23 protein-coding genes and 1 pseudogene are annotated in these 25,814 nt (G+C 72.9%); 16 read left to right on the forward strand and 8 right to left on the reverse strand.

Going from position 1 to position 25,814, the window contains the following annotated elements; translation table 11 throughout:
* Positions 1–522: pseudogene (locus tag ACNAW0_RS26320) on the forward strand (hypothetical protein); the annotation flags it as partial.
* 106 nt (positions 523–628) lie between these two features.
* On the opposite strand, the gene ACNAW0_RS26325 reads toward ACNAW0_RS26320, so the two are convergent.
* Both ACNAW0_RS26325 and ACNAW0_RS26330 read right to left on the reverse strand, forming a co-directional pair.
* The gene (locus tag ACNAW0_RS26325; protein ID WP_416290698.1) at positions 629–1,798 is read right to left on the reverse strand and encodes an NADH-quinone oxidoreductase subunit D; all 1,170 of its coding nucleotides are present in this window, start codon (positions 1,796–1,798) and stop codon (positions 629–631) included.
* Positions 1,795–2,778: an SAM-dependent methyltransferase gene (locus ACNAW0_RS26330; protein ID WP_416290720.1), complete on the reverse strand. Its 984-nt coding sequence runs from the start codon at positions 2,776–2,778 to the stop codon at positions 1,795–1,797. The genes ACNAW0_RS26325 and ACNAW0_RS26330 overlap by 4 nt, the downstream gene beginning before the upstream one ends.
* Before the next feature lie 188 nt (positions 2,779–2,966).
* Between ACNAW0_RS26330 and ACNAW0_RS26335 the strand changes: the two genes are divergently transcribed.
* From ACNAW0_RS26335 to ACNAW0_RS26365, 7 genes are all read left to right on the forward strand, one after another.
* On the forward strand, positions 2,967–3,938 hold the full coding sequence (locus ACNAW0_RS26335) for a Rossmann-like and DUF2520 domain-containing protein (RefSeq protein WP_416290699.1): 972 nt from the start codon (positions 2,967–2,969) through the stop codon (positions 3,936–3,938).
* A 55-nt stretch (positions 3,939–3,993) separates the two neighbouring features.
* The gene (gene panC / locus ACNAW0_RS26340; protein ID WP_416290700.1) at positions 3,994–4,842 is read left to right on the forward strand and encodes a pantoate--beta-alanine ligase; all 849 of its coding nucleotides are present in this window, start codon (positions 3,994–3,996) and stop codon (positions 4,840–4,842) included.
* A 21-nt stretch (positions 4,843–4,863) separates the two neighbouring features.
* Positions 4,864–5,292, forward strand: coding sequence for an aspartate 1-decarboxylase (gene panD, locus ACNAW0_RS26345; protein ID WP_416290701.1), 429 nt, complete (start codon positions 4,864–4,866; stop codon positions 5,290–5,292).
* 95 nt (positions 5,293–5,387) lie between these two features.
* Complete coding sequence (locus ACNAW0_RS26350) at positions 5,388–6,278, forward strand: septum formation family protein (protein WP_416290702.1); 891 nt, start codon at positions 5,388–5,390, stop codon at positions 6,276–6,278.
* A gap of 62 nt (positions 6,279–6,340) precedes the next feature.
* Positions 6,341–8,080, forward strand: coding sequence for an L-aspartate oxidase (locus tag ACNAW0_RS26355; RefSeq protein WP_416290703.1), 1,740 nt, complete (start codon positions 6,341–6,343; stop codon positions 8,078–8,080).
* Positions 8,081–8,096: 16 nt separating this feature from the next.
* A complete protein-coding gene (gene nadC / locus ACNAW0_RS26360; RefSeq protein ID WP_416290704.1) occupies positions 8,097–8,993 on the forward strand; it encodes a carboxylating nicotinate-nucleotide diphosphorylase in 897 nt (298 codons plus the stop codon).
* Between the two features lie 92 nt (positions 8,994–9,085).
* Positions 9,086–9,844: a type III pantothenate kinase gene (locus tag ACNAW0_RS26365; protein WP_416290705.1), complete on the forward strand. Its 759-nt coding sequence runs from the start codon at positions 9,086–9,088 to the stop codon at positions 9,842–9,844.
* 64 nt (positions 9,845–9,908) lie between these two features.
* On the opposite strand, the gene ACNAW0_RS26370 is transcribed toward ACNAW0_RS26365, so the two are convergent.
* A complete protein-coding gene (locus tag ACNAW0_RS26370; protein ID WP_416290706.1) occupies positions 9,909–10,760 on the reverse strand; it encodes a class I SAM-dependent methyltransferase in 852 nt (283 codons plus the stop codon).
* Between the two features lie 92 nt (positions 10,761–10,852).
* Between ACNAW0_RS26370 and lysS the strand changes: the two genes are divergently transcribed.
* The 3 genes from lysS to ACNAW0_RS26385 all read left to right on the forward strand — a co-directional run bounded on the left by lysS (position 10,853) and on the right by ACNAW0_RS26385 (position 16,000).
* The gene (lysS, locus tag ACNAW0_RS26375; RefSeq protein WP_416290708.1) at positions 10,853–12,361 is read left to right on the forward strand and encodes a lysine--tRNA ligase; all 1,509 of its coding nucleotides are present in this window, start codon (positions 10,853–10,855) and stop codon (positions 12,359–12,361) included.
* A 109-nt stretch (positions 12,362–12,470) separates the two neighbouring features.
* Positions 12,471–12,821 (forward strand): histone-like nucleoid-structuring protein Lsr2, encoded by a 351-nt coding sequence (locus ACNAW0_RS26380; RefSeq protein ID WP_416290709.1) that lies wholly within the window; start codon positions 12,471–12,473, stop codon positions 12,819–12,821.
* Between the two features lie 647 nt (positions 12,822–13,468).
* A complete protein-coding gene (locus ACNAW0_RS26385; RefSeq protein WP_416290710.1) occupies positions 13,469–16,000 on the forward strand; it encodes an ATP-dependent Clp protease ATP-binding subunit in 2,532 nt (843 codons plus the stop codon).
* Positions 16,001–16,161: 161 nt separating this feature from the next.
* On the opposite strand, the gene ACNAW0_RS26390 is transcribed toward ACNAW0_RS26385, so the two are convergent.
* Positions 16,162–17,067: an A/G-specific adenine glycosylase gene (locus ACNAW0_RS26390; RefSeq protein WP_416290711.1), complete on the reverse strand. Its 906-nt coding sequence runs from the start codon at positions 17,065–17,067 to the stop codon at positions 16,162–16,164.
* A 97-nt stretch (positions 17,068–17,164) separates the two neighbouring features.
* Here ACNAW0_RS26390 and ACNAW0_RS26395 point away from each other — a divergent pair, with 97 nt between their 5' ends.
* From ACNAW0_RS26395 to ACNAW0_RS26405, 3 genes are all read left to right on the forward strand, one after another.
* Positions 17,165–17,677, forward strand: a complete 513-nt coding sequence (locus ACNAW0_RS26395) for a glycine cleavage system protein R (protein ID WP_416290721.1) — start codon at positions 17,165–17,167, stop codon at positions 17,675–17,677.
* Positions 17,674–18,234, forward strand: a complete 561-nt coding sequence (locus ACNAW0_RS26400; protein ID WP_416290712.1) for a peptide deformylase — start codon at positions 17,674–17,676, stop codon at positions 18,232–18,234. Before ACNAW0_RS26395 ends, ACNAW0_RS26400 begins: the two co-directional genes overlap by 4 nt.
* A gap of 146 nt (positions 18,235–18,380) precedes the next feature.
* Entirely contained in the window at positions 18,381–19,130 is a 750-nt protein-coding gene (locus tag ACNAW0_RS26405) for a hypothetical protein (RefSeq protein ID WP_416290713.1), read from the forward strand.
* Positions 19,131–19,154: 24 nt separating this feature from the next.
* On the opposite strand, the gene disA is transcribed toward ACNAW0_RS26405, so the two are convergent.
* From disA to ACNAW0_RS26425, 4 genes are all read right to left on the reverse strand, one after another.
* The gene (disA, locus tag ACNAW0_RS26410) at positions 19,155–20,339 is read right to left on the reverse strand and encodes a DNA integrity scanning diadenylate cyclase DisA (protein ID WP_416290714.1); all 1,185 of its coding nucleotides are present in this window, start codon (positions 20,337–20,339) and stop codon (positions 19,155–19,157) included.
* A gap of 142 nt (positions 20,340–20,481) precedes the next feature.
* Positions 20,482–21,933, reverse strand: coding sequence for a DNA repair protein RadA (gene radA / locus ACNAW0_RS26415; RefSeq protein WP_416290715.1), 1,452 nt, complete (start codon positions 21,931–21,933; stop codon positions 20,482–20,484).
* Positions 21,934–22,036: 103 nt separating this feature from the next.
* Positions 22,037–22,783: a hypothetical protein gene (locus ACNAW0_RS26420; RefSeq protein ID WP_416290716.1), complete on the reverse strand. Its 747-nt coding sequence runs from the start codon at positions 22,781–22,783 to the stop codon at positions 22,037–22,039.
* A 146-nt stretch (positions 22,784–22,929) separates the two neighbouring features.
* Positions 22,930–23,769 carry a UbiA family prenyltransferase gene (locus tag ACNAW0_RS26425; RefSeq protein WP_416290717.1) on the reverse strand — a complete coding sequence of 280 codons (840 nt, stop codon included), beginning with the start codon at positions 23,767–23,769 and terminating at the stop codon, positions 22,930–22,932.
* A gap of 45 nt (positions 23,770–23,814) precedes the next feature.
* On the opposite strand from ACNAW0_RS26425, the gene ACNAW0_RS26430 reads away from it, so the two are divergent.
* Positions 23,815–24,576: a methyltransferase domain-containing protein gene (locus ACNAW0_RS26430; RefSeq protein ID WP_416290718.1), complete on the forward strand. Its 762-nt coding sequence runs from the start codon at positions 23,815–23,817 to the stop codon at positions 24,574–24,576.
* A 39-nt stretch (positions 24,577–24,615) separates the two neighbouring features.
* Positions 24,616–25,782 (forward strand): acyl-CoA dehydrogenase family protein, encoded by a 1,167-nt coding sequence (locus tag ACNAW0_RS26435; RefSeq protein WP_416290719.1) that lies wholly within the window; start codon positions 24,616–24,618, stop codon positions 25,780–25,782.
* Positions 25,783–25,814 lie beyond the last annotated feature (32 nt).

The following is a 25,814-nucleotide window of genomic DNA, read 5'->3' on the forward strand; positions in this document are numbered from 1 at the left end:
TGGTCGTCGGCAGTCCGGCATGACGGGCGGGACCGGGGTGGTGAGGGCTGGGCACCACCAGATGTACCCGCGTGGACCGCGCCCGAGCCCTCCGGGCGGGCGGCGGCCGACGACCCGGACGGCGACTACTGGTCGGAGTTGCGCGCCGGCAACCGCTGGGCCTCGGTCCGCGACGACGAACGCGGCCGGGAGATCCAGGTCGGCGAGCGGCGTGCCGCGGTGCACGCAGCCGGGGCGGGCACCGAGTACCGGGTCGAGGACCACTGGGCATCCGTTCGCGAGCCACGCCGTGACCATGGTGCGCCTATGACGGGGGCCGGCAGCGCCGGCCGGGCGGAGGCGAGCCGGCCGGCGCTGCCGGCGGGCGGGGTGCCGGTGCCGGACGAGTGGCACCCACCGACGCAGCGCAGCGGCCAGCCGGAAGGGCGCCGGGTCGAGCCCGAGCCGGCCCGCTACGGCGACGGGCCATACGGCCACCCGCCGCGCGGCGACGTGTCTCGGGCCGCCGACCGCTGGCGCTGATCCCGGAACTTGATCGACCCGCCGCGCCGCATGTCGCGTCGTCCGCGGTGGCTGTTGCCGCCGCCTGCCGCTGGTCCGGTGCCGGTCACCACCGGGCCGGCGGGCGCTACTTGTCGATGTCGCCGACCACGAAGAACATCGAGCCGAGGATGGCGATCAGGTCCGGCACCAGGCAGCCGGGCAGCAGCGTGGCCAGGGCCTGCACGTTCGCGTACGACGCGGTACGCAGCTTGAGCCGCCACGGGGTCTTCTCACCCCGGGAGACCAGGTAGTAGCCGTTGATGCCGAGCGGGTTCTCGGTCCACGCGTAGGTGTGCCCCTCGGGGGCCTTGACCACCTTGGGCAGCCGGGTGTTCACCGGCCCGGTGAGCCGGTCCACCCGGTCCAGGCACTGCTCGGCGAGGTCGAGCGAGACGTACGCCTGGTCGAGCAGCACCTCGAAGCGGGCGTGGCAGTCCCCGCTGGTCTTCGTCACCACCGGCACGTCGAGTTGGTCGTACGCCAGGTAGGGCTCGTCCCGGCGCAGGTCCAGGTCCAGCCCGGAGGCCCGCGCCACCGGCCCGGACGCGCCGAACGCGGCAGCGTCGGCCGCCGACAGGACGCCCACCCCGACCGTACGGGCCAGGAAGATCTCGTTGCGCCGGATCAGGTTGTCCAGGTCGGGCATCCGCCGGCGCACCTCGCCGATGGCCGCCCGGGCCCGCCCGGTCCAGCCGGCCGGCACCTCCTCCTTGAGCCCGCCGACCCGGTTGAACATGTAGTGGATCCGGCCGCCGGAGACCTCCTCCAGCACCGCCTGGAGGGTCTCCCGCTCGCGGAAGGCGTAGAACACCGGCGTGATCGCGCCGATCTCCAGCGGGTACGAGCCGAGGAACATCAGGTGGTTGAGCACCCGGTTCAGCTCGGCCAGCGCCATCCGCAGCCAGACCGCGCGCTCGGGCACCTCCATGCCCATCAGCCGCTCCACGGCGAGCACCACGCCCAGCTCGTTGGCGAACGCGGAGAGCCAGTCGTGCCGGTTGGCCAGCACGATGATCTGCCGGTAGTCGCGTACCTCGAAGAGCTTCTCCGCGCCCCGGTGCATGTAGCCGACGATCGGTTCCGCCGAGACCACCCGCTCGCCGTCGAGCACCAGCCGCAGCCGCAGGACACCGTGCGTGGACGGGTGCTGCGGGCCGATGTTCAGCACCATGTCGGTGCCGAGCTGCTCCCCGCCGGCGCCGGTGCCGACGGTCAGCTCGCGGAGGTCGCCGGCATCCGTGGTCATGCCCGTCATCGTGCCATGAAGGGATCGAGGGCGACGTCGACCGGTTGGAGCAGCCACGAGTGCCCGCCGAGGCCGGCCGGGTCGGTCAGCTCGGCCACCGCCGACGCGGCGGCGAGCGCCCGCACGTACCCGGCGGGGTCCCGGGAGGCCAGGCTCAGCGGCGGTCGTCCGCCGTCGGCCCCGAGCGCCCGCAGCGCCTCCCGCTGCGAGACCAGGGTGTACGCACACCGGGCGACCCGCTCACCGGCAGAGGCGACCGAGTCCATGGCGACGTGCGCGGTGACGTCAGCCGATCCGTCCGGCACCGGCGGCACCTGCCGCCCGCCCCGGTACCCGGTCAACGTCCCGCCCACCGGCCGCTCGCCCCTCAAATGCCCGTAGTCGACAGCCAACGCCAGCCCTATCTCGAGGTGCCTGACGGCCTCGGCCCACGCCTCATCACGGGTCCTGCCGATCTCGGCCCGCACCCCCACCCGGGCGGAGATCGGCCACCAGCGGGTCAGCCAGTCGGCGTCGGCGACGTCGACCAGGTCACCTACCGACTCCTCGCCAGTCTTCGGGTCGACCAGCAGGTAGTGCCAGCCCTCATCGGTGTGTACGGCCAGGTCCAGCGGGACGTTGTCCAGCCACTCGGTCGCCACGAGTAGACCGGTGATCCCGTCAGGAATCTCGTCCAGCCAGTCGATCTTGGTTGGGAGGTCCTCGGGGCGGGGTGCTTTTTCGACGGCGGTGAGGCGTACCCGGTCGGCGAGCGGAAGGGGCTCCCCGGAAACCCCAGCGAGCAGCGCCCGAAGCAACTCGCCTTGACCCGCACCCACGTCCACCACGTCCAGACGAGGCGGATGACCCAGCGCGCGATCGAGAGAAAGGAGCAGGCGCAACAGGCAGGACGAGAAAACGGGGGAGGCGTGCACGCTGGTGCGGAAGTGGGTGGCCGGTCCGGTGCCGGAGACGAAGAAGCCGCCCGGCCCGTAGAGCGCCCGCTCCATCGCCTCCCGCCACGGCAGCGACTGCTCGGGGAAGGTCACCTGCTGACGGTACGCCGGGCCGCACGATGCCCAGAATTCCGCGTTCTACACCCTCCGTGAAGGTTTTCACACATGCTTGTTCAGCTTCCCTGACCCCGGCGCATACTTGCGATCGACCGGTACCCCCTTCGAGGACTGGATCGATTGTCATGAGCGCACCGCTGCGCCCGCGTCCGGCTGCCCCGCCCGGGGTCGCCGTACCGTCGGGTGGCGCCTCGAACGGCGCCCCGTTCGCGTTCCCCCGTGCCCTCACCGTCGGCGTGCTCGGCGCCGGCCGGGTCGGTGCCGTGCTCGGCGCGGCCCTCGCCGCCGCCGGCCACCGGGTGGTCGCCGCCACCGGCCGCTCCGGTGCCGCGCAGGCCCGGCTGGCGTTGCTGCTGCCGGAGACCCCGAAACGTTCCGCGGCCGCGGTCGCCCGCGCCGCCACCGACCTGTTGGTCGTGGCGGTCCCCGACGACGCCCTGGCCGGCGTGGTAGCCGGGCTGGCCGAGGCCGGCGCGCTGCGCCCCGGGCAGGTGGTCGCGCACACCTCCGGCGCGCACGGGCTGGCCGTCCTCGCCCCGGCCGCCGCCGTCGGCGCCCGGCCGCTCGCGCTGCACCCGGCGATGACCTTTACCGGTACGCCGGACGATCTCTCCCGCCTCGCCGGCATCTCGTACGGGGTGACCGCGCCGCTGGAGCTGCGCCCGTTCGCTGCCCGGCTGGTCGCCGACCTCGGCGGCGTGCCGGAGTGGGTGGCGGAGGACGATCGCCCGCTCTACCACGCGGCGCTGGCGCACGGCGCGAACCACCTGGTGACCCTGGTCAACGAGGCGGCCGACCGGCTGCGCGACGCCGGGGTGGACCGGCCGGAGAAGGTACTCGCCCCGCTGCTGCGGGCCGCCCTGGAGAACGCCCTGCGGCTCGGCGACGACGCTCTCACCGGCCCGGTCTCTCGGGGCGACGCGGGCACCGTACGCCGGCACCTGGAGCGGCTGGCGGCGACCGCACCGGAATCCGTGGCCCCCTACCTGGCGTTGGCCCGGCGCACGGCGGACCGCGCCATCGCGGCCGGCCGGCTGCGCCCGGCGGACGCGGAGTCGCTGCTGGGCGTGCTGAGCGGGATCGAGGTGGCGGCGTGAGCGGGAGGAGTGAGCCGGGTTTGCGAGCCCCGCAGTCGCGAACTGAGGTGGACGCGTGACCCAGTTGGTGCACACGCGTAAGGAGTTGGCGGCGGCGCGGGACGGCCTGACCGGCACCGTCGGCGTGGTGATGACCATGGGCGCGCTGCACGCCGGGCACGAGACGCTGCTGCGGGCCGCCCGGGAGCGGGCCGACCAGGTGATCGTGACGATCTTCGTGAACCCGCTCCAGTTCGGCCCGAACGAGGACTTCGACCGCTACCCGCGCACTCTTGACGCCGACCTGGAGATCTGTCGGCGGGCCGGCGTGGACGTGGTCTTCGCTCCCTCGGTGGCCGGCATGTACCCGGGCGGCCAGCCGACGGTCCGGGTCAACCCGGGCCCGCTCGGCGAGGACCTGGAGGGGCTGAGCCGCCCCGGCTTCTTCCACGGGGTGCTCACCGTGGTCCTGAAGCTGCTCCAGCTCACCCGCCCCGACCTGGCCTTCTTCGGCGAGAAGGACTACCAGCAGCTCACCCTGGTCCGGCGGATGGTCCGCGATCTGGACGTGCCGACCGAGATCGTCGGCGTGCCGACCGTACGCGAGCGGGACGGCCTGGCCCTGTCCAGCCGTAACCGCTACCTGTCGCCGGAGGAGCGGGCGGCGGCGCTCAGCCTGTCCGCCGCGCTGCGGGCCGGCGTCGCGGCCGCCGAACAGGGCGCGGACCCGGGCGGGGTGCTGGCCGCCGCTCATCGCGGCTTCGACTCCGGTATGCCGGGTGCCCGCCTCGACTACCTGGTGCTCACCGACACCGACCTGGAGCCGGGGCCGGTCGCCGGCCCGGCGCGGCTGCTGATCGCGGCCTGGGTCGGCAGCACCCGCCTGATCGACAACGCGGCGATCCCGCTCGCCCCGCGTTCCTGACTCGTGCGAGAAAGGCATCTGATGCTCCGGACCATGCTCAAGTCGAAGATCCACCGGGCCACGGTGACCCAGGCCGACCTGCACTACGTCGGCTCGGTGACCGTGGACGAGGACCTGCTCGACGCGGCCGACCTGCTCCCCGGCGAGCAGGTGGCGATCGTGGACATCACCAACGGGGCCCGGCTGGAGACGTACGTGATCCCGGGGCGGCGGGGCAGCGGCGTGATCGGCATCAACGGCGCCGCCGCGCATCTGGTGCACCCCGGTGACTTGGTCATCCTCATCTCGTACGGGCAGATGGACGACACCGAGGCCCGCACGTACCAGCCCCGCGTGGTCCACGTCGACGCGGACAACAAGGTGGTCGACCTGACCACCGATCCCAGCACCGCCGCCGCCGGTACCGCTGGTGATCCCGTGCCCAACCCCCTCGCCGCCGCCCTGAACTGATCTCGGCCGGTCAGCACGGTCTGTCACCGTAAGGTCATTTCCGGCTACCCTGTCCGCACCGTCGGGTTGACGGTCGTCGGCTGGGGGAGGCCGCGATGCGCCGTGCGATGACGACCCTGGTCGCCGCGTTGGTCGCGGGGGCCGTCCTGGCGGGCTGCGCCGCCACCGACAGGCTGGACGGGGACCTCACCGACGGCTGGGGTGCGCTGCCGGCGGCCAGCGCCTTCACCCCGGCGTCCGAGGTCTGCCAGGTCGCCGACTTCACCCCGTCGGTCGCCCTTGACGGGTACGACCCGGTGGGCTGCGACCTGCCGCACCGGGTAGAGACGGTGCACGTGGGGGCCTTCACCGTCGACCGGCCCACCCCGCCGGCCCTCGGCTCCGCCGAGCTGCGTACGGCGTTCGCGGACTGCGACACCCGGGCCAACGGGTACGTCGGCGACAACTGGCGGGCCGGGCGACTGCGGCTGGCCGTGGCGCTGCCCACCGGGCTCGGCTGGGCGGCCGGCTCCCGTTGGTACCGCTGCGACCTGACCGAGCTGACCACGGTCGAGGCGGCGGCGCAGGTGGTGACCCGCACGGGGAGCCTGCGAGACGCGCTCAAGGGCCCGTCCTCGCTGCGGCTGGGCTGTCAGCGCACCGGCGGCGATGCCCGGGTGCAGACCCTCACCCCGGTGGACTGCCGCACACCGCACGACGCCGAGTTTGTCGGGGTGTGGCCGGCGCCGGACCGCCCGTACCCGACGAGGGACGCCGACTGGGCCCCGCTCTACGCCGGCTGCAACACCGTCCTGGCGAGGTACGTCGGCGTACCCGACGACGCGATCGTGCGTTTCCGCAGCGGTGTGGTGGTCCGCCCGCCCGACTCCGGCCGGTGGGCCGTTGGCGACCGGGGCGTCCGCTGCTACCTCTGGCTCAGTGACCGCATGGTGGCCTCCTCGCTCAACGGTGCCGGGCCGGCCGGCCTGCCGGTGCGGACGAAGTAGCCGGAACCACTCGTCCCGCCCCCGTCGCCCGGGATGAAGGGGCCTTCGGGTTGACTGTGTTCATGGACCTTCCGACCCTCGACCTGCCGGCCCTGCCCAGGCTGCTCGCCGCGCCCGCACCCGGCTGGGTGGAGACCACCGACGTGATCGTCGTCGGCACCGGGGTCGCCGGCCTGACCGCCGCGCTGCACCTGCGCGAGGCGGGACTGCACGTCACCGTGGTCACCAAGGTCAACATGGACGAGGGCTCGACCCGCTGGGCGCAGGGCGGCATCGCCGCCGTGCTCGACCCGGCCGACACCCCGGCGGCGCACGCGTACGACACCGAGGTCGCCGGCGTCGGCCTGTGCGACCCGGCGGCGGTCCGGGTGCTGGTGGAGGAGGGCCCGACCCGACTGCGCGAGCTGATCCGGATCGGGGCGGAGTTCGACCGCAACCCGGACGGCTCGCTGATGCTCACCCGGGAGGGCGGCCACCGGGCGGACCGGATCGTGCACGCCGGCGGCGACGCCACCGGGGCGGAGGTGCAACGGGCGCTGCACGCGGCGGTCCATCGCGACCCGTGGATCCGGCTGGTCGAGCATGCCCTGGTGCTGGATCTGCTGCGCGCCCCCGGCGACGGCCCGGACGGGCTCGGCCCGGCCTGCGGGATCACCCTGCACGTGCTCGGCGAGGGCAGCGAGGACGGCGTCGGGGCGATCCTGGCCCGGGCGGTGGTGCTGGCCACCGGCGGCATGGGGCAGATCTTCGCGGCCACCACCAACCCGGCGGTGTCCACCGGCGACGGGGTGGCGCTCGCCATGCGGGCCGGCGCGGCGGTCACCGACGTGGAGTTCGTCCAGTTCCACCCGACCGCGCTGATCGTGCCTGGGGCGGCGGGTGCCACGCGGGCCCAGCAGCCGCTGGTGTCCGAGGCGCTGCGCGGCGAGGGCGCCCACCTGGTCGACGGCGACGGCAAGCGGTTCATGGTCGGCCAGCACGAGCTGGCCGAGCTGGCCCCCCGGGACGTGGTCGCCAAGGGCATCCACCGGGTGCTGCTCGCCACCGGGCGACAACTCCAGCTCGGCGCGTCTGACGCCGCGCCGCGACCTGGAGCCGTCGCCGCGGACCACGTCTGGCTGGACGCCCGCCACCTCGGTGGCGACTTCCTGGCCCGGCGCTTCCCGACCATCGTCGCGTCCTGCCTGGCCATCGGCGTGGACCCGGCCGCCGACCTGATCCCGGTCGCCCCGGCCGCCCACTACGCCTCGGGTGGGGTCCGCACGGACCTGCACGGCCGCACCTCCATCCCCGGCCTGTACGCCTGCGGCGAGGTCGCCTGCACAGGGGTGCACGGTGCCAACCGGCTGGCCAGCAACTCGCTGCTGGAGGGGCTGGTCTTCTCCCGCCGGATCGCCGAGGACATCGCTGCCGGGCTGCCCGAGCAGGCGAAGCCGGCCGAGACCGGGGCCTGGGTAGGCGGCCAGGGCTGGGTGCTGCCGGCCGAGACCACCTCGGCGCTGCAACGGGCGATGACCCGGGGCGCGGGGGTGCTCCGCTCGGCGCAGAGCCTGGCCGCGACCGCTGCCGCCCTCACCGAGCTGGGCCAGGGCCGGGGCACCCCGCGTACCGCCGACTGGGAGGCGACGAACCTGATCACCGTGGCGTCGGCGCTGGTCGCCGCCGCGTACACCCGCCGGGAGACCCGGGGCTGCCACTGGCGGGAGGACTTCCCGACGGCCGACGACCGGTGGCTGGGCCATCTCGTCGCGGGCGTCGGGACCGAGGGACGGTTGACCGAGCGCTGGGAGGAAAACCAGTGAGCGCGAAGGAGGCACTGTGAGGGAGTCGACGGAGCGGGCGCTGCGGGCCGGTGGCCTGGACCCGCAGCGGGTACGGCGGGTGATCGTCGACGCGCTCACCGAGGACCTGGGCCCGGACTTCCTCGACGTCACCAGCGTCGCCACCATCCCCGTGGGGCAGAACGACACCGGTGACCTGGTCGCCCGCGCCGACGGCGTGGTGGCCGGGCTGCCCGTGGCGGCGGCGGTGTTCGAGCTGGTGGGCGAGGTGACCGGGGCGGACCGTACGGTCGAGGTGTCGCTGGTGGCCCACGACGGGCAGCGGGTGGCGCGCGGCGACGTGCTGGCCACGGTGACCGGCCCGACCCGGCTGCTGCTCACCGCCGAGCGGACCGCGCTCAACCTGCTCTGCCGGATGTCCGGGGTGGCCACCCACACCCGGGCCTGGGCCGACGCTCTGGCCGGCACGAAGGCGATGGTGCTCGACACCCGCAAGACCACGCCCGGCCTGCGGGCCCTGGAGAAGTACGCGGTTCGCGCCGGCGGCGGCACCAACAAGCGGATGGGCCTGCACGACGTCGCGATGATCAAGGACAACCACAAGGTCGCCGCGGGCGGGATCGCCGCCGCCTACCGCCGGGTTCGGGAGGAGTTCCCGGACGTGCCGGTGCAGGTGGAGGTGGACACGCTGGCCGAGGCGGTGGAGGCGGTCGGGGCCGGCGCCGACTTCCTGCTGCTGGACAACATGTCCCCGGCGCAGCTGCGCGAGGTGGTCGCGGCGGTGGGCGACCGGGCCGAGCTGGAGGCCACCGGCGGGCTGACCCTGCCGGTGGCGGCCGAGTACGGCGCGACCGGCGTCGACTTCCTCTCGGTGGGCGCGCTGACCCACTCCTCGCCGATCCTGGACATCGCCCTGGATCTGCGCGAGGAATGAGCTGAGCTGGTCTTCGTTCGCGGCTGCGGGGGCTCGCAAACCCGGTTCACTCCTCGCGCTCACCCGGCGCGACCGCCGTCTAGGCTGCCAGGGTGCTGCTCTGCATCGACATCGGAAACACCAACACCGTGCTGGCGACCTTCGAGGGCGACAAGCTGGTGCACTCCTGGCGGATCAAGACCGACGCCCGTTCCACTGCGGACGAGCTGGGTCTGATGTTCCGGGGGCTGCTGGCCGGTGACGCTGTGGAGATCACCGGGGTGGCCGCGTGCTCGACGGTGCCGGCCGCGCTGCGCTCGCTGCGCACCATGCTGGCCCGCTACTACGCGGACCTGCCCAGCGTGATCGTCGAGCCCGGCGTACGTACCGGGGTGCAGCTCGCCATCGACAACCCGAAGGAGGTCGGCTCCGACCGGGTGGTCAACACCCTGGCCGCGTACACCCTCTACGGCGGGCCGTCGATCGTGGTGGACTTCGGCACCACCACCAACTTCGACGTGATCAGCGACCGGGGCGAGTTTCTCGGCGGCGCGTTCGCGCCGGGCATCGAGATCTCCTTCGACGCGCTCGCCGCCCGCGCGGCCCAGCTGCGCAAGGTGGAGGCCACGAAGCCCCGCGCGGTGATCGGCAAGAACACCGTGGAGTGCCTGCAGGCCGGGCTCTACTTCGGCTTCGCGGGCCAGGTGGACCGCATCGTCGAGCGGATGACCGAGGAGTTGGGCGAGGTGAAGGCGGTGATCGCCACCGGTGGCCTGGCCGCCCTGGTACTCAACGAGTGCCGCACGATCACCCACCACGAACCGATGATCACCCTCATCGGCCTGCGCATGGTCTACGACCGCAACGTCTGAGGTGTAAGGAAGGGCCCCTTGTTAACGCCTCCGGTCGAGCAGGGGCCCCCTCTTAACATCGTGCTCAGCGGCGGCGGGAGCGGAAGACGAACGTCCGGTAGGGCAGCTCGACGGTCTCCCGGCCGGCCAGGTCGGGGTGGGTGGCGAAGAGTTCCCGCAGCTCCCGGTCGACCCGCTCCTGCTCGTCGGGGGACGCGGTCAGCCAGTACGAGCGGGTGTGCAGCATGCTGACCACCTCGTCCGGCGTGAGCGTGGTCGAATGGGCGAATTCACCCAGCTCGACCGGCTCGAACGCCGGGCCGAAGTCGCCGTATTTCTCGGTCACGTCGCCGGCGTTGTCACCGAGTTGGGCTATCCGGCCCAGTTCCGCCACCCAGGCCATCCGCTCGTCACGGACGTTCCAGATCGGGGCGAAGGTGCCGCCGGAGCGCAGCACCCGGGCGATCTCGGCGTGCGCCGGTTCCCGGTCGAACCAGTGGTAGGCCTGCCCCACCAGCACCGCGTCCGCCGAGCCGTCCGGTAGCGGGATCGCCTCGGCGCTGCCGGCCAGCGCCGTCGTGCCCGGCGTGGTGGCCGCCAGCTGAGCCCGCATCCCCGGATCCGGCTCCACGGGTACGACTTGCGACAACTCCAGCTCGGCTGGCGGCCATAATTCGGCCTCCGCGCCGCTAGGCGGCGCTCCGGACCGAATGAAGGCCGGTCTGGCGCCGCGCCGCGACCTGGAGCCGTCGTGGTGTCCGAGCGCGAGCACACCCCGGGTGAGGATGCCGGTGCCTGCGCCGAGGTCCACCACCCGGGCAGGCGTCGCCAGGCCGTCGAGCGCCCAGCGCAGCGCCTCCTCCGGATACCGGGGCCGGAACCGGTCGTACTCGGCGGCGGCGGCGCCGAAGGAGAGCGCCTGAGTGGGGTCGGTCATGGCCGGCAGGTTATCCCGTACCGGCCCGCTGGCGGCTTGAGTACGCTCATGGGCTGACCCGCCGATATTCCCAAGGCCTGAGGAAGCGTGCCGTGACCGAGCAGAACGTCCTGCCAGTAGACCCCGCCGACGACCTTCCCGAGCAGATGAAGGTCCGCCGGGAGAAGCGGGACCGGATGCTCGCCGACGGCGTCGAGCCGTACCCGGTCGGCTACCCCCGGACCAGCACGCTCGCCCGGATCCGCGAGCAGTACGCCGAGCTGCCCATCGACACCGCCACCGGCGATCGGGTCTCGGTCACCGGCCGGGTGATCTTCGTACGCAACACCGGCAAGCTCTGCTTCGCGATGCTGCGGGACGGCGACGGCGCCGAGCTTCAGGCGATGTTCTCGCTGGACCGGGTCGGCGCCGAGCGGCTGGAGGACTGGAAGCGCCTGGTCGACCTCGGCGACCACGTCGGCGTCACCGGTGAGGTGATCAGCAGCCGGCGCGGTGAGCTGTCGGTGCTTGTCGACCAGTGGACGGTCACCGCCAAGGCGCTGCGCCCACTGCCGGTGGCGCACAAGCCGCTGAGCGAGGAGGCCCGGGTCCGCCAGCGCTACGTGGACCTGGTGGTCCGCCCGCAGGCGCGGCAGATGGTGCGGACCCGGGCGACCGCGGTGCGCAGCCTCCGTGACACGCTGCACGCGCAGGACTTCATCGAGGTGGAGACCCCGATGCTGCAGTTGCTGCACGGTGGGGCGGCGGCCCGGCCATTCGTGACCCACAGCAATGCACTCGACACTGATCTGTATCTGCGAATCGCGCCGGAACTGTTTCTCAAGCGCGCCGTGGTCGGCGGCGTGGACCGGGTCTTCGAGATCAACCGCAACTTCCGCAATGAGGGCATCGACTCGTCGCACTCGCCCGAGTTCGCGATGCTCGAGACCTACCAGGCGTACGGCGACTACAACACGATGGCCGAGCTGACCCGTAATCTCGTGCAGCAGGCCGCGATCGCGGTCGGCGGATCGACCATGGTCACCCACGCCGACGGCCGCGAGTTCGATCTGGGCGGCGAGTGGCGGTCGGTGACGCTGTTCGGTGTTCTTTCCGAAGCGCTCGGTGAGGAGGTCAGCGTCCGCACCGAAAGGTCCCGCCTGGTCGAGTACGCCGACAAGGTCGGGCTCGCGGTCGACCCGAAGTGGGGCCCGGGCAAGCTGGCCGAGGAGCTTTTCGAGGAACTGGTCGTGCCGTCGCTGCAGGCGCCCACCTTCGTGTGCGACTACCCGGAGGAGACCAGCCCGCTGACCCGGGCACACCGGAGCGAGCCGGGGCTGGCCGAGAAGTGGGACCTCTACGTCCTCGGCTTCGAGCTGGGCACCGCGTACTCCGAGCTGGTCGACCCGGTGGTGCAGCGCGAGCGGCTGGTGGCCCAGGCGCAGCTCGCCGCCCGCGGCGACGACGAGGCGATGCGACTGGACGAGGACTTTCTCCGGGCGATGGAGTACGGAATGCCGCCCGCCGGTGGTATGGGAATGGGAATCGACCGGCTCTTGATGGCGCTGACCGGCCTGGGAATTCGGGAAACCATCCTGTTCCCGTTGGTCCGGCCGGAGTAGCCGGCGTCCGCGGGTCGTTACCGCATCCTATTGACGCGACAAGCATCGTCCGGGTTATTGTGCTCTTGTATTCGCAGGAGCAGCACCCTGCTCGAAAGGAATGTGGGACGTGGCCAAGCAGATCATTCACAAGCTGGTCGATGACCTGGACGGCGGGGACGCTGACGAGACCGTCAAGTTCGCGCTCGATGGCGTGCAGTACGAGATCGACCTGTCGGCGGCGAACGCCGAGAAATTGCGTGACGTATTCGGTACGTACGTCACCCACGGGACCAAGGTCGGCCGCGGCGGGGTGGTCGTCGGTGGCCGGGCCGCGCGTGGCCGGGGCGGCGCGACCGCCGACCGCGAGCAGAACAAGGCCATCCGGGCCTGGGCCAAGAAGGCCGGCAAGGACATCTCCGACCGGGGCCGCATCCCGCAGGAGATCGTCGACGAGTACCACGCGAAGGCCGGTCACTGACCGACCTGATGACCCCAACGGGGCGACACCGACGCCGGGCCGGAGTGTGACTCCGGGCCGGCGTCGCCTTTTCCGCCCCGGCGCGCTGTCTGTCCGGTCCGCGCCGAGGACGCGCACGTGCCGGACGTGCCCGACGTGCCGCGCGTGCCCGGCGCGCCGGACGTGCCGCGCGTGCCCGACGCTCCGCACCTGCCCCGCGAGTGCCCCGCGCGCCGCGCGCCGGACGCGCCGCGCTTGCCTGCCGGGGCGTGCCGGTGAAGCCGGGCCGGCGGCGGGAAGAAAACCACCCCAGGGCAGGTTGTCCACAGGCGGTGGAGACGCTGTCCACAGGTTGTGGATGACGGCGGTGGCACCGATGCCGCCCGCCCTTGAGCCCGGAAGACCTTCCGGAGGCCCCCGACCGGGCTTTTCCACCGACGGTCGAATTTCGCTCTGCGCGTACAGGCAGGGGTACCGGAACACCTCCTGAGCGTGGACGGTTGTCAGAAACGACGTGTGAACGGCAATTCGCGGGGTCGCACGACCTCAGCGGAGTCGGTCCGCGGCGATAGAGTAAGGAGGCACGGACGTTCGTCCCGGACGTCCGCGCACCGGCCCCGCCAAGATCTTGACCATCAAGGCGCACGGCACGTGAGGAGCACGAGGGCATGTTCGAGCGGTTCACCGACCGAGCGCGACGGGTTGTCGTCCTGGCCCAGGAAGAGGCCCGGATGCTCAACCACAACTACATCGGTACGGAGCACATCCTGCTGGGCCTGATCCACGAGGGTGAGGGTGTCGCGGCAAAGGCCCTGGAGAGCCTCGGCATCTCCCTCGAGGGCGTCCGCCAGCAGGTCGAGGAGATCATCGGCCAGGGCCAGCAGGCGCCGAGCGGGCACATCCCGTTCACGCCGCGGGCCAAGAAGGTGCTGGAGCTGTCGCTCCGCGAGGCGCTGCAGCTCGGCCACAACTACATCGGCACGGAGCACATCCTGCTCGGCCTGATCCGCGAGGGCGAGGGCGTGGCCGCCCAGGTGCTGGTCAAGCTCGGCGCCGACCTCAACCGGGTCCGCCAGCAGGTGATCCAGCTGCTCTCCGGTTACCAGGGCAAGGAGCCGGCCGCGGCGGGCACCGCGCCGGGCGAGGCCGCGCCGTCGACCAGCCTCGTGCTGGACCAGTTCGGCCGCAACCTGACCCAGGCCGCCCGCGAGGGCAAGCTCGACCCGGTCATCGGGCGCGAGAAGGAAATCGAGCGGGTCATGCAGGTGCTCTCCCGCCGTACCAAGAACAACCCGGTCCTGATCGGTGAGCCCGGCGTCGGTAAGACCGCCGTGGTGGAGGGGCTGTCCCAGAAGATCATCAAGGGCGAGGTGCCCGAGACGCTGAAGGACAAGCAGCTCTACACCCTCGACCTCGGTGCCCTGGTGGCCGGCTCGCGCTACCGCGGTGACTTCGAGGAGCGCCTGAAGAAGGTGCTCAAGGAGATCCGCACCCGCGGCGACATCATCCTGTTCATCGACGAGATCCACACCCTGGTGGGTGCGGGTGCCGCCGAGGGCGCGATCGACGCCGCCAGCATCCTCAAGCCGATGCTGGCCCGTGGCGAGCTGCAGACCATCGGCGCCACCACCCTGGACGAATACCGCAAGCACCTGGAGAAGGACGCCGCTCTCGAGCGCCGCTTCCAGCCGATCCAGGTGGGTGAGCCCTCGCTGGCCCACACCATCGAGATCCTCAAGGGCCTGCGGGACCGCTACGAGGCGCACCACCGGGTGAGCATCACCGACGCAGCTCTCGTTGCTGCCGCAACTCTGGCCGACAGATACATCTCCGACCGCTTCCTGCCGGACAAGGCGATCGACCTGATCGACGAGGCCGGTGCCCGGATGCGGATCCGGCGGATGACCGCGCCGCCAGACCTGCGTGACTTCGACGAGCGCATCGCGCAGGTGCGCCGCGACAAGGAGTCCGCGATCGACGCGCAGGACTTCGAGCGGGCCGCTCAGCTCCGCGACAAGGAGAAGCAGCTGCTCGGCCAGAAGGCCCAGCGGGAGAAGGAATGGAAGGCCGGCGACCTGGACGTCGTCAGCGAGGTCGACGACGAGCAGATCGCTGAGGTGCTCGGCAACTGGACCGGTATCCCGGTCTACAAGCTGACCGAGGAGGAGACCTCGCGCCTGCTGCGCATGGAGGACGAGCTGCACAAGCGCGTCATCGGCCAGGAGGACGCGGTCAAGGCGGTCTCGAAGGCGATCCGGCGTACCCGGGCCGGCCTGAAGGACCCGAAGCGCCCGTCCGGCTCGTTCATCTTCGCCGGCCCGTCCGGTGTCGGTAAGACCGAGCTGTCCAAGGCGCTCGCCGAGTTCCTCTTCGGCAGCGAGGACGCCCTCATCCAGCTGGACATGTCCGAGTTCCACGACCGGTACACGGTCTCCCGGCTGGTGGGTGCCCCTCCCGGCTACGTCGGCTACGACGAGGGCGGGCAGCTGACCGAGAAGGTGCGCCGTCGGCCGTTCTCGGTGGTCCTCTTCGACGAGATCGAGAAGGCCCACCCGGACGTGTTCAACACGCTCCTTCAGATCCTGGAGGACGGGCGGCTCACCGACGGCCAGGGCCGGATCGTGGACTTCAAGAACACGGTCATCATCCTGACCACCAACCTCGGTACGCGGGACGTCGCCAAGGCGGTGTCGATGGGCTTCCAGGCCTCTGAGGACTCCGAGTCCAACTACGACCGGATGAAGCAGAAGGTCAACGACGAGCTCAAGCAGCACTTCCGGCCCGAGTTCCTGAACCGGATCGACGACACCATCGTCTTCCACCAGCTGCGTGAGCTGGAGATCCTGTCGATCGTGGACATCATGATCCAGCGGATCGAGACCCAGCTGAGGAACAAGGACATGGGCCTGGAGCTGACCGACAACGCCAAGAAGTACCTGGCGAAGAAGGGCTTCGACCCGGTGCTGGGCGCGCGGCCGCTGCGTCGCACGATCCAGCGCGACATCGAGGACAACCTCTCCGAGCGGATCCTCTTCAACGAGCTGACCCCGGGTCAGATCGTGGTGGTGGACTGCGAGGGCGACCCGAGCAACATCGACAAGTCCAAGCTCGTCTTCCGGGGTGCCGAGCGGCCGGTGGCCGTGCCGGACGCCGTCCCGGCGGACCTCGGTGGCACCGCCACCGCAGGTGCGGACGAGTAAGCGACATCGGGCAGGGCGACGGCCCCGGCAGGCGAGAGCCGCCGGGGCCGTCGCCTTTCCCTGTCTCCGGCCCGCGCTGCTCGACTCGTTGTGCGGCAAGGTGCCGCTTCGGTGGCGTCGGACACCGCCGGTTGCCGTAACCCGAGTGGATGCCCGCCGGGTCAGGCGTGGGGGAGCGGGACCGGGGGGCCGTCGCCGATCAGGCGGAAGGACTCCTCGCCGACCGGCTCCACCAGGCCGTCCGTGACCAGCCCGGCCAGGGCCCGGGCGCGTTGCACGTCGTCGTGCCAGACCTGGTCCAGCCGCTGGTGCGGCACCGGGCCGGTTGCCTCACGCAGCACCGCGAGCAGCAGGCCGCGTACCTGGCGATCGGTGCCGGCGTACCGCTGGGGGCGGCGGGTCGGGCCTGCCGGGGACTCCTGGCCGGACGCTCGCCAGGCGCAGACGGACTCGACCGGGCACATCGCGCAGCGGGGCGAGCGGGCGGTGCAGATCACCGCGCCGAGTTCCATGAAGGCGGCGCTGGCCAGGGCGGCCGCGGCGGGCTCGGCCGGCAGCAGCTCCTCGGTGGCGACCAGGTCGGCGGGGCGGGTGGCCGGGCCGGCGTCCGGCTCTCCGGCGATCGCCCGGCACACCACCCGGCGTACGTTGGTGTCGACCACCGGGTGTCGCTGGCCGAACGCGAAGGCCGCCACCGCCCGGGCCGTGTACGTCCCGACGCCCGGCAGCGCCAGCAGCTGGTCCAGCCGGTCCGGCACCTCGCCGCCGTGCCGCTCCACGATCGCCACCGCACAGTCCCGCAGCCGTACCGCCCGGCGGGGATAGCCGAGTCGCCCCCACATCCGGATCGCCTCGGCCGGGGTGTCCTCGGCCAGCGCAAGCGGCACCGGCCACCGGGCCAGCCACGCCTCCCAGGCAGGCAGTACCCGGACCACCGGCGTCTGCTGGAGCATGACCTCGCTGACCAGGATCGCCCACGCGCCCACGCCCGGCTCGCGCCACGGCAGGTTGCGGGCGTTGCGCTCGTACCAGCGGCTGACCAGGGTGGCGAAGGTGGGCTCGGACATGGCGCTGCCGATCATGTCACGGCTCGCCTTCCCGCAGGATGGGCGGGCGGGGGTGGGCCCACCCGGCCGCCCGGGGGCGGCGGGGCAGAATGTCCGGATGGACGAGCTCGCGATCACCGTCATCGGCCGGGACCGGCCGGCCATCGTGGCCGACGTCGCCGAGGCGCTCGCGCGGCTCGGCGCGAACCTCACCGACTCCACGATGACCCGGTTGCGGGGGCACTTCGCGATGACCCTGATCTGCGTCGGCCCGGCCGCCGCTGACGTCGAGGCCGCGCTGGCCCCGCTCGCCGCCGACGGCCAGCTGCTGGCCACCGTACGCGCGGTCACCCCCGACGGGCAGACGCCGGCTGCCGGGGAGCCGTACGTGATGGCGGTGCACGGCGCGGACCGGATGGGCATCGTCGCGGCGATGACCCGGGTGCTGGCCGACGCGGGCGGCAACGTGACCGATCTGAGCACCAGGCTGACCGGTTCCCTTTACGTGGTGGTCGCCGAGGTGGAGTTGCCGCCGGGCAGCTCCGACGAGGTGGCCGGTCGGCTTGCCCGTACCGCTGGGGAGCTGGGCGTGGGGGTCAGCCTCCGCCCGGCGGACACGGACCTGCTGTGACCGCGGAGTACGTCGGCCTGGGCGGCTGGACCCCGGCGGCGCTGGGGGTGCCGGGTGAGGTGCGGCCGGTGGTGGCCGCGCCCGACCCGGTGCTCAGCCGGCCCGGGCCGGAGGTCGACCCGACCTCGGACGAGGCGGTCCGTCTCGCCGCCGACCTGGTCGCCACCATGCGGGTCTCGCCGGGCTGCGTGGGCCTCGCCGCGCCGCAGATCGGGGTGAGCGCCCAGGTGTTCGCGGTGGACATCACGGGCCATTCGAAGGCGGTCACCGTGCATGGCACCTTCGTGCTCTGCAACGCTCAGGTGGTCGAGGCGACCCGCTGGAAGGCCGGGCGGGAGGGTTGCATGTCGGTGCCCGACCTGACCGGCGACGTGAAGCGGGCCAGCCGGCTGGTGGTCGAGGGGGTGCTTCCGGGCACCGGCGTGCCGGTGCGGCTGGTGACCGACGGCTTCGAGGCGCGGGCACTCCAGCACGAGATCGACCACTGCGCCGGGCTGCTCTTTCTCGACCGGGTGGCCAACGCGCACGCCGTCTACCAGCGCAAGGTCTACCTCTGATCCAGGCTCGTCGTGGCGTTGCGCGTCGGTCCGAAATCATTCGGTGATCATGAAAGGTCGATTGTGGAGGATTGGTCGGGCGCGGGGGGCCCGTGCCGGCGCGTCGCTTCCCGCGCCGTGCGCCACGCCGCTACGGTGAACGCATCATGCGTCTGACGGTCGGCCCCCTGGCACCCGCCGTGTACTGGCGGCGTCGCGCCGTCGTGCTCGGAGCGGGGCTTCTCTTCCTGATTGTCCTGCTCTATTCCTGCAACCCGCCGAAGCCCAGGAACACCGGCGCCTCCGGCACCGATCCCTCGGGTACGCCGTCCGCCGCCGCGGCCCCGCAGCCGACCGGCTCGGTGCTGACCCCGACGTCCGGCAGCCCGTCCCCGACGCCGGGGGACTCCGGCGACGGCTCGGACGGTGGGCAGGGCACCCCGGACGGCGGGCAGGGCGCTCCGACGGGCGGCGGCAGTGGCAGTGGCAGTGGCACGAACGATGCCCCGGCGGCCGACGATGGGACCTGCACCGACTCGGAGATCCTGCTGACCCCGGTGGCGCTGCCGGCCACCGCGCAGCGGGGCACGGTGGTCACCCTGCGTTTCAAGATCAAGAACGTGTCGGACCGTACCTGCAGCCGCGACGTCGGCTCCGGCCCACAGGAGCTCTACATCAAGGCCGGCGCCGAGAAGGTCTGGTCCTCGGACACCTGCGGCACCGCCAGGGACTCGGACGTACAGTCGTTCACCCCGAACTTCGAGCGTTCCTATGAGCTGGGCTGGAACGGCCGGTACAGCAACCGCTGTGCAGGCGGGCTCGCCGCGGGTGACTTCGTACCCGGTGGCACCTACCAGGTTCTCGCGCGGCTGGACACCAAGATCAGCAAGCCGGTGCAGCTGACCATCACCAACTGACCGGCGAGCGGGCCGGGCGGACGCTCAGACGTACCGCTCCAGGATGGACGCCTCGGCGAGCCGGGACAGCCCCTCACGCACGCCCCGGGCCCGGGCGTCGCCCACCCCCTCGACGGCCTGAAGGTCCTCCACGGTGGCACCGAGCAGCCGCTGGAGGCTGCCGAAGTGCACCACCAGCCGGTCGACCACGGCCGTGGGAAGCCGGGGCACCTTCGCCAGCAGGCGGAAGCCACGCGGGCTCACCGCCGCGTCGAGGGCGTCCGAGGCGGACGGGTAGCCGATCGCCTTGGCCACCGCGACCAGGTCGATCAGCTCGGTGGCGCTGAGCAGGTCCAGCTCGACCAGCGCCTCGTCGAGGGTGCGCGACTTCCGGCCGGCCGGGAGGTAGTCGCGGATGACCAGGGTGCGGTCGGCGTCCACGCCGGCCATCAGCTCGTCGAGCTGGAGGGCGAGCAGCCGGCCGTCGGTGCCCAACTCCACCACGTACCCGGCGATCTCGTCGGCGATCCGGCGGACCATCTCCAGCCGCTGCACCACCGCCACCGCGTCGCGTACGGTGACCAGGTCCTCGATCTCCAGGGCGGACAGGGTGCCGGAGACCTCGTCGAGGCGGAGCTTGTAGCGCTCCAGGGTGGCCAGGGCCTGGTTGGCTCGGGACAGGATCGCCGCCGAGTCGTCCAGCACGTGCCGCTGCCCGTTGACGTAGAGGCTGATGATCCGCATGGACTGGCTGACCGAGATGACGGGGTAGCCGGTCTGCCGGGCCACCCGCTCGGCGGTGCGGTGTCGGGTGCCGGACTCCTCGGTGGGGATGGACGGGTCGGGCATGAGGTGCACGCCCGCCTGCACGATCCGGGTGCCGTCGCTGGAGAGCACCACCGCGCCGTCCATCTTGCACAGCTCGCGAACCCGGGTCGCGGAGAACTCGACGTCCAGCGGGAAGCCGCCCGTGCAGATCGAGTCGACCACCTTGTCGTAGCCGAGGACGATCAGCGCGCCGGTGCGGCCGCGCAGGATCCGCTCCAGCCCGTCACGCAGCGCGGTCCCGGGCGCCATCAGGGCGAGGTTGGCCCGCAGGGGGTCTCCGCCGGCCCCGCCGGCGCTCCCGGTCACGCTCACGTTGACCGGACGGGCGGACGAGCCCACGGCGCCGGTGCGGGCGTGCGGCGTCGCCGCAGCGGGCTTGGTGGCATCGCGGTCGATCGGCACGGGCACAGTCTACGGACTGCCCTGCGGTGGGTGCTCTCGTGGTTACTGTGATGTGCCACGATGTCCGGCTTCTTCGGTCGTCCAGCCGATGCGTCCGCTGTCCGGAACCGCCCGGCCGATCCCGCCGTACGCTCACCGTGCGTCACTCGACAGAAGCGCGGGCGGCAGCCTGGAGCGCCCCGCGGACATCTGTGACCTCGATCACCCGCATGTTTTCCGGCGTCACGCCGCTGCTGCCCGGACCGCAGCCGGACGGCACCAGCGCCAGCCGGAAGCCGAGCCGGGCCGCCTCGGCCAGGCGGCGCGGCACCGCGCCGACCCGGCGTACCTCGCCGGTGAGCCCGACCTCGCCGATCGCCACCAGATGCGGGGCGATGGCCAGGTTGAGGCCGCCGGAGGCGACCGCGAGCGCCACCGCCAGGTCGGCGGCCGGCTCCACCACCCGGATGCCGCCGACCGTGGCGGCGAACACCTCACGGTCGTGCAGGGTCAACCGCTCGGTGCGCCGCTGGAGCACCGCCAGCACCATCGCCAGCCGCGCCCCGTCCAGCCCCGAGACCGTACGCCGCGGCGAGCCGGCGACCGTGGCGCCGATCAGCGCCTGCACCTCGGTCACCAGGGCCCGCCGCCCCTCCATCGCCACGGTGACGCAGGTGCCCGGCACCGGCTCGGCGTAGCGGGTGAGGAAGAGCCCGGACGGGTCGGCCAGGCTGCTGATGCCCCCCTCGTGCATCTCGAAGCAGCCCACCTCGTCGGCCGCGCCGAACCGGTTCTTCACCCCCCGGACCAGGCGCAGCGACGAGTGCTTGTCGCCCTCGAAGTGCAGCACCACGTCGACCAGGTGCTCCAGCACCCGAGGGCCGGCGACCTGACCGTCCTTGGTGACGTGGCCGACCAGCACGGTGGCTACGCCGCGCTCCTTGGCGACCGCCACCAGGGCCGCCGTGACCGCCCGGACCTGGGTCACCCCGCCCGGCACGCCCTCGGCCCCGGTGGTCGAGACGGTCTGCACCGAGTCGAGCACCAGCAGCCCCGGCTTGACCGCGTCGAGGTGGCCGAGCACCGCCGACAGGTCGCTCTCGGCGGCCAGGTAGAGCTGCTCGTGCAGGGTGCCCATCCGCTCGGCGCGCAGCCGCACCTGGCTGACCGACTCCTCGCCGCTGACCACCAGCGACGGGCTCCCGGCGTTGGCCGCCCACTGCTGGGCCACGTCGAGCAGCAGGGTGGACTTGCCGACCCCGGGCTCGCCGGCGAGCAGCACCACCGCGCCGGGGACCAGGCCGCCGCCGAGCACCCGGTCGAGCTCGCTGACCCCCGTGGGCCGGGCGCGGGCCGGTGCGGCACTGATGGTGGCGATCGGGCGGGCCGGCTCGGCGGGCATCCGGGAACTGACCACCCGGCCGGAGACCAACGGCCCACTGACCGTGCACTCGACCACGGAGCCCCACTCGCCGCACTCCGGGCAGCGCCCCACCCACTTGGGCGGCTGGTGGCCGCAGGCGTCACACTCGTACGCCGGGCGCGGCTCGCGGGCGGCGCCACGGCCGCGGCCGGTGGCGGTGGTGCGGGGGGAGGTCGATCGGGACGTGCTCACCCCAGGACGCTAACCGGACGGTACGACGAAAGCCCACCCGGAAACGGCGACACCGCCGGCGTGGCGCTGGCCACACCGGCGGTGCCGGGACGATCAGTCGGGATCAGCCGTGGGGGCCGCCGCTCTCGAAGCCCGCCTCCTCGCGCGGGTGGACGACCGGCGAGGGGACCGCGGCCGGGGTGAGCGGCACGCCGATCGGGGCCCCGGTCCGGATGGTCTCGCCGTTGCCGAAGTCGAAGGTCAGGCTGACCTGCTGGCCGCTGAGCAGCCTGTCGTTCAGGCCGACGAGCTGCAGGAAGCGGTCGCTGCTGGGGCTGAGCTGGGCGTATCCCTTGGCCGGAATCTCGATCCGGGCCGGCAGGCCGGTCGGGGTCGACTCGCTCGGCGAGGCCGACGGGCTGGCGGAGGCGGGCTCGCCCGACCCCAGCGCCTGGCTCGGCGAGGCGTTCGGGTTGCTCGGGGTGGGCGACCCGGCGGCCGGCTCCGTCGGGGAGTTGGTCGGGCTCGCCTGCGGACCGCTCGCGTCGCTGCCGGTGAGCAGGATGTCACGGGCGCCGTCGGTGGTGACGGTCACGGTGACCGGAGTCGTGCTGTCGTTGTAGATGACGACGTTGAGCGGGGCGTCGCTGCCCGGCTGGTAGCCCTCGGTGCCCGGGTACTGCACGTACAGGCCGCGCACCAGGTAGAGGTTGTTGGCAGTCTGGACGTTGACGCCCTGCGACGACGGGACCTTGATGGCGGTCTCGGCCACCTGGCCGGTGCCACACCCGGAGAGCAGCAGGCTCGCCGCTGCCGCCGTACCGGCCAGCAGCAGGGCCGCCCGCCCGGAACCCCTGATCGAGCGCGTCACGTCGGTCCTCCTCGTCACGATCCCCACCCGGCCGTACGCCGGGCACGGGTTGGGTTGGCCATACCCGCGCAGACCGCGCTCCAGGGTAGTTGGGGCTGATCTCGGCCCGCACGCCGACCCTGCAATGCCACCTTCCCGGGGCCTGGTCAGACCACCCGGCCGTTCGCCACCAGCAGGACCACGTCGACGAGCGCCACCACCAGCATCGCCCGGAACGGGGCCACCGGCCGGCCGCCGCTCCGGACCGCGACGCGTCCGGCGTACCAGCCGAGGGCCGGTACCAGCGCGGCGACGGCGATGGCCGACAGGCCCGCCCACGACGGCGGTCCGGGTGGCCCGACGACCAGGATCACGGTGGCCGCGAGGAGCAGCCCGGCGGCGGCCAGCCGGCTGCCCGCCGGCCCCAGCCGGTGCGGCAGCCCGCGCACGCCGGTGCGCGCGTCGTCGGCCAGGTCCGGCAGCACGTTGGCGAAGTGCGCCCCGGCGCCCAGACTGGCGGCGGCAGCCACCAGCCAGACGGGGGGCAGCGGCGCGCCGGGCAGGGCCAGCACCACGAAGGCGGGCAGCGCGCCGAAGGAGATCGCGTAGGGCAGCACGGAGACCGGGGTCGACTTCAGCGGCCAGTTGTAGAGCAGCGCGGACACCAGCCCGAGCGCCACGCACGCCGCCGCGGCGCCGCCCGCGGCCAGCGCCAGGAGCGGGGTGGCGACGGCGGCCGCGACGGCGGCGTACGCGAGGGTCCGGCGTCGGACGACGCCGGTGACCACCGGCTTGTCGGTACGCCCCACCATGGCGTCCCGGCGCGCGTCGAGCGCGTCGTTGCTCCAGCCCACCGCCAGTTGGCTGGCCAGGACGGTGAGCACCACGGTGGCGATCCCGGCCGGCCGGTGCCCGACGCCGGTCGCCAGCAGCCCAGCCACCACGGTGACCGCGGCGGCCGGTTCCGGATGGCTCGCCTTCACCAGCCCTAACACCGAAGACCGCATAAGAGAAGTCTGGTCGTTACCGGGGAGTCGTGCCACGCTCGGTCCATGCGAGAAGTGGCCCCGGTGTCCACTCCGTACCGGGTGCTGCCACCCAACGATCCGCGCCAGTACGACGACCTGGCCGGCGAGTGGTGGCGACCGGACGGCGCGTTCGCGATGTTGCACTGGCTGGCCCGGGCCCGTGCCGCGCTGGTGCCGCCGGCGTCCACCACGGACGCCCTCCTGGTCGACCTCGGCTGCGGTGCCGGCCTGCTCGCCCCGCACCTGGCCGGCAAGGGCTACCGGCACGTCGGGGTCGACCTCACGCGCTCAGCCCTCGACCTGGCCGTCACGCACGGGGTAATCGTGCTCAACGGCGACGCCACCGCGGTCCCGCTCGCGGACGGCTGCGCCGACGTGGTCTCCGCCGGTGAGTTGCTGGAGCACGTGCCGGACTGGCGTCGGGCCGTCGGCGAGGCGTGCCGCCTGCTGCGTCCGGGTGGCCTGCTGGTGCTGGACACCCTCAACGACACCCTGCTGGCCCGGCTGATCGCGGTGGAGATCGGCGAACGGCTCCCCACCGTGCCGCGCGGCATCCACGATCCACGGTTGTTCGTGGACGCGCGGGCGCTGGTCGCCGAGTGCGCCCGGCACGGCGTCGAGCTGAGGCTGCGCGGGATCCGACCCGAACTGGGCGGGACGCTTGCCTGGCTGCTGCGCCGGATGCGGAGCGGCGTCGCCGACCGTCCCGCGGGGCGGGCGCCGCGCATCGTGCCGACCTGGTCGAAGGCCGTGCTCTACCAGGGCCACGGGGTCCGGAACGGGTAGCCGGGGCCGGGGTGAAGGGGACGCCGAGAAGGGGGCTACATGACTGTGTACGCGCTGGAGGCGGCCCGCCGGTTGGCGCCGCGACTGGCCGCCCGGGCGGCAGAGCACGACCGGGACGGCTCCTTCCCGGTCGACGACTTCGCCGACCTGCGGGAGGCCGGGCTCTTCGGGCTGATGGTGCCCCGGGAGCTGGGCGGGGCGGGGGCCACCTTCGCCGAGTACGCCGCCGTCGCCACCGAGCTGGCCCGGGGCAACGGCGCCACCGCGCTGGTGTTCAACATGCACGCCTCGGTCACCGGGGCGCTCGGCGCGGTGACCCGGGAACTGGCGGAGGCGCTCGGCGTACCGGACGAGGCGCTGGCCGCCCGGGACCGGCTGCTGCGCGCGGCGGCCGAGGGCGCCTGGTACGCGGTGGCGATGAGCGAGCGCGGGGCCGGTGCCCGGCTGTCTCAGCTCAGCACCGTGTACGAGCCGGTCGAGGGCGGCTGGCACCTCAAGGGCAGCAAGACCTTCTGCTCCGGCGCCGGGCACCCGGACGGCTACCTGGTGGCCGCTCGCTGCGCTGCCGACCAGTCGGTGGTCTCCCAGTTCCTGGTCCCGACCGGCGCGGGGATCACCGTGGAGCCCACCTGGGACTCGCTCGGCATGCGCGCCACCTCCTCGCACGACCTGCACCTGGACGTCACCGTGCCCGCCGACCGGCTGCTCGGCGGGGTGGAGGGGCTCGCCCTGGTGGTCGCCCAGCTCATGCCGCACTGGCTGGTGGCCAGCTACGCCGCCGTCTACGTCGGGGTGGCCCGGGCGGCGATCGACGCCGCCGCCGAGCACCTGAACGCGCGCAACCTCGCCGGCCTGCCGGCGGTCCGGGCCCGGCTGGGACGGGCGGACGCGGCGGTCGCAGCCGCCGAGCTGGTGGTGGCCGAGGCGGCCCGCCGGGTCGACGAGGCGCCCGGCGACGCGGAGACCAACCGCTGGGTGTGGCGCGCCAAGCTGCTCGCCGGCACCACCGCCGCGGACGTGGCGGCGTCCATGCTGGAGGCGGCTGGCACCTCGGCCACCCGCCGGGGTCACCCGCTGGAACGGCTCTATCGGGACGCCCGGTGCGGCTCGCTGCACCCGGCCACCTCCGACGTCTGCGCCGACTGGCTCGGCGTCGCCGCGTTGGGCGGCGATCCGGACCGCGACGGCTCGGCCCCTCGTTGGTGAGCGCGAGGAGTGAGCCGGGTTTGCGAGCCCCG

Source organism: Micromonospora sp. SL1-18 (assembly GCF_047921505.1).
GTDB lineage: Bacteria > Actinomycetota > Actinomycetes > Mycobacteriales > Micromonosporaceae > Micromonospora.